The following is an 827-nucleotide window of genomic DNA, read 5'->3' on the forward strand; positions in this document are numbered from 1 at the left end:
GCGTTGGCTCGCGCGACGAAGTCGCGGTTCACCCCGTGCGGCGCGAGGCGGTCGGTGACCGCCCGGCAGGCGGGGTGCGGGTGGGTTGGCGTTGGCTCGCGCGACGAAGTCGCGGTTCACCCCGTGCGGCGCGAGGCGGTCGGTGACCGCCCGGCAGGCGGGGTGCGGGTGGGTTGGCGTTGGCTCGCGCGACGAAGTCGCGGTTCACCCCGTGCAGCGCGAGGCGGTCGGTGACCGCCCGGCAGGCGGGGTGCGGGTGGGTTGGCGTTGGCTCGCGCGACGAAGTCGCGGTTCTCTCACGCGGCGCGAGACGGTCGGAGACCGCGCGGCAGAGGGGGTGCGGGTGGCGTAGCCCCCGCTCGCGCGACGAAGTCGCGCAAAGGAACGAGGCTGGCCGGTCCGCGCGTTCCGCGGACAGGATCCAGCCCCAGTCTCGTGGGCGATACTGGGATCGAACCAGTGACCTCTCCGGTGTGAACGGAGCGCTCTCCCGCTGAGCTAATCGCCCTCAACGAAGACAGACTGTACTAGACCGGCCCCGGAATCCGCGAGCAGGGGTCAGGCCAGGATGTCCTTCGCCTCCTGGAAGAGGTCGATCCCCAGGCTGAGGCGCACCGAGATGTAGACGATCGCGCTCACGAAGACGAAGCTCACCAGCCCCACGACGATCTTGACCGGCCACGACTGGCGGCCGATCCAGTGACGTGATCTCAGCAAGGAGAGGTGTCTGATTCGGTACGACACGGGCAAAAGTATGAGTACCGGACGGTGCTGGATATAGGCGTGGAGCCATCGATAGACCAGTTCTTGCGAAGGAAACAGGTCTG

At 68.1% G+C, this 827-nt stretch carries 1 tRNA gene and 1 pseudogene; both read right to left on the reverse strand.

Features of this window, described 5'->3' with window-relative positions:
* Positions 1 to 436: 436 nt before the first annotated feature.
* Positions 437 to 508 (reverse strand) — tRNA-Val (locus HJC40_RS44990).
* Positions 509 to 558: 50 nt separating this feature from the next.
* Positions 559 to 827: pseudogene (locus HJC40_RS44995) on the reverse strand (hypothetical protein); the annotation flags it as partial.

The sequence above is a fragment of the Actinoplanes sp. M2I2 genome, assembly GCF_023544445.1.
In the GTDB taxonomy this organism is placed as follows: Bacteria; Actinomycetota; Actinomycetes; order Mycobacteriales; family Micromonosporaceae; genus Actinoplanes.